The sequence below is a fragment of the Bacillus sp. P4_D3 genome, from assembly GCF_056401855.1.
Window position 1 is genome coordinate 1 of sequence record NZ_JBFUIN010000383.1, and the last position, 2,955, is coordinate 2,955.

A 2,955-nucleotide genomic window follows, 5' to 3' on the forward strand; every position below is an offset into this window, starting at 1 on the left:
CCCCTACTACTAGCCAAATTGTTAAATCCGCCGCATTCATTTTATTCCTCCTAAACACACTACAAAACGTAGTGTTAACTGTAAAAAAAAAGAGGCTATATGCACTCTCCGACAATAAGTACAATCGACATACAAAATAGCCCTAACGTTACATATACTGAATTCGTATGTACTGGTATATTCAGCTTAACAACTTTCTCATTCAACACTTGCTCAATTCGTAAATTAATTGCAGTTTTCGCAAACGAAGCTGTAATACATTGATTTTCCATCGTCTTTATTTTAATTAACTTTAATAATGCACTACCTAGCTCAAATGAAGATTTCATTTTTTGCATCGCATATTTATCAGCTGATAGCTCCTGATACACATGATAACGCTGCAGCATTCCTTTTAATATAGGAATATACATCATTCCTTCAGCTAACAATGTAAAGAAAAATAACTTTAATGGATCTCGATTTTTTTGATGATATTCCTCATGTAATACAATCGCATCAATTTCTTCCTCTGAAAACGCCTGAAACATTCCTTCTGAAATGACAATTTTCGGTCGAAATAATCCAATTGTAAATGCCGTAATCTGTAACGTTGATAATACGTACACTTGCTTTCCTTTTCTAGTAATAGACACGAGATTTCTTTTCAATTTTTTACTATAAAAAAACTGCTTCCAAATTCTTTTACTTATAATGATTACARTAAATAACAGTAATCCGGCTATCATAATGCGGAGTGTTGACAGTTCTCGCATATGTTGTTGCAATTCAAATAAACAAAATTGTGAAAGAAAAAGTGCTTTATTTTGAAAAAGAAATGGGTATGTGACGTAGTATACTAACATACTTAAAAAAAGAACACTAATAGTCACTGCTAACAAAACGATTTTACGCATTTGCCACTTCATTTTATCGGTCCTCTTTTTTTAGCTGACTTAATTTCTCTTCTAATTTTTTTATTAAAGATGGATCAGCTTGTTCTAACTCATCTATCATATGGTTCACAACAAGATCTCCAAATTCCCCCATTAATTCCTGTGTCATTTTCTTCGTTTGATTAGATAAAAATTCTTCTTTCGTTTGTGTAGTACGATACATACCACTTCTTTTCACGATATGCTTTTCTAAATGTGCTTTCTCTACTAATCTGTTCATAACTGTCATTACAGTATTAAAATTCACCGAGGATTCTTCACTTAATTTCTGTTGCACATCTTTAATGGTAATACCCTCAGTAGCCCAAACAATTTCCATTATTTTTGCTTCAAGCGGTCCGAAAAAGTGATTTAACCCTTGCTCATTTAACTTGTAGTTTTGAGTAAACATCGTATGGCCCCTTTCACACTACAGATTGTAGTATAAAATATATAGAAGGTCAAACATGAATGATATTAACTGATACTTAAATGGATCCTAATCTCCACTAATTAGTTATCTGTACCGCGTTCGATTCATTGTAAGCCTAACTTCTCTCCAAATGTATCATAGAGATAATATTCTAATATTTGCGCACTAAATTTCTCATTACGCCCGAGTGCAAATAATTCCCGATCTTTTGCTACGATAGTATCTAATGGAATTACCACATTATCCACTATTTTTGTAATTTCAATTATATTACTTTCTACGTTTACTTCTGTTTTAAATTCAATATTTTCTAATACTATATGTGAACGTCTTCCTGATGCAAAAAAAGTAAAGTTAGGATTTTTAAAAATGCCAATTTCACTCTCTAACGGATATAAATATTTAAAAATTATATCTCTGTGTCCATCTTTGATTATTTTTTCATCTTTTTCATCATCTAAATATTCTTTCACCTTCGCTGCAAACTCAAATCGAAAATCCACTCTTTCACGCTCCCTCTTTTCATTCTACGCTAATAAATATATTAATATAATTTTACCATATTATGAAGTAACTTCCTATAAAAAGTAAAAACCACTTTTGTAAAACCTCTGGTATTCCCCGTACTTTTTAAATATAAACACTCTTTCAATATTAATTAGTACKTCGTTATATTCATTTAAACATATTGTTTCCATACTTTGAAACAATATTATCCAGTATTATATATCCATAAAGTGAAACTTTAATCAGTGGGKGKTTTKTTCATCCCCCACTGATTATTAGCCCACACCAATCGGGCGTTTACGGGCAGCASGRCTCCYACCTAACTTCTTTGCTCCAGCCGAATTTTGAGGTGGGAGTCTTACTGCCCACAAATAGCGGGATAAATCAAATCGATTCATCATACTTTATACGCAATTCTTCCTTAAACCATCGTAGAGCATCATGTTCAATTGAAATTTTCATCTTCGCTCTTCCTGTTTACGAAAAATCTTTTTTGCCTAATCGTTGTTTTACAAAAACAACGAAAAGAATTAAAGCTATTAATCCAGAAATTGCACTACCAGCAAATAAAATACGGTAACCAAACATTTGTGAAACAACTCCAAGTAAAATCGCACCTAATCCAATACCTAAATCAAATGCGGTAAAGAATGAAGCGTTAGCAACTCCTCTTTTACTAGGATCAACAATTGTCAGCATCGCTGCTTGTAAAGCGGGCTGTGCTGAACCGAATCCAACACCGTATAATACCGCTGCGATAATTATACCCATTAAACTATTTGAAATAGTTAATACAACTATAGCTAAAATGGTAATACATAGTGCCGGGAGTATGATAAATACTTCTCCGTATTTATCTAATAGTTTTCCTGAAATCGGACGTACAATTGTTAAAGCAATTGCATATACAAGAAAGAACGTCCCAGGATTCACATCAATTGATGACGCAAATAACGGTAAAAATGTTGTTATGCCTCCGTATGCAAACGATAAAAAGAAAATAACAATTGTAATTGATAAAACAGATTTTTCAAATAGCTGGATTTTCCCTTTTTCTTTTTGTGGCGTAAATGGCATTTTCGTTATTAACGATAATACGAC

The 2,955-nt window shown here is 32.5% G+C and carries 4 protein-coding genes; all 4 read right to left on the bottom strand.

Features of this window, described 5'->3' with window-relative positions; translation table 11 throughout:
• Nucleotides 1-95: 95 nt before the first annotated feature.
• A complete protein-coding gene (locus AC1DTM_RS21430; RefSeq protein WP_477000826.1) occupies nt 96-908 on the bottom strand; it encodes a M56 family metallopeptidase in 813 nt (270 codons plus the stop codon).
• A 1-nt stretch (nt 909) separates the two neighbouring features.
• Nucleotides 910-1,326, bottom strand: a complete 417-nt coding sequence (locus tag AC1DTM_RS21435; RefSeq protein WP_002202481.1) for a BlaI/MecI/CopY family transcriptional regulator — start codon at nt 1,324-1,326, stop codon at nt 910-912.
• Between the two features lie 125 nt (nt 1,327-1,451).
• Complete coding sequence (locus AC1DTM_RS21440; RefSeq protein WP_002158427.1) at nt 1,452-1,850, bottom strand: DUF3942 family protein; 399 nt, start codon at nt 1,848-1,850, stop codon at nt 1,452-1,454.
• Between the two features lie 481 nt (nt 1,851-2,331).
• Nucleotides 2,332-2,955: MFS transporter (locus tag AC1DTM_RS21445; RefSeq protein ID WP_477000827.1), on the bottom strand; the 624-nt coding region annotated here is incomplete at its 5' end.

Excerpts from the sequence above, each read along its gene's own strand:
- AC1DTM_RS21435 (WP_002202481.1), bottom strand. The coding sequence starts at position 1,326 with ATGTTTACTCAAAACTACAAGTTAAATGAGCAAGGGTTAAATCACTTT.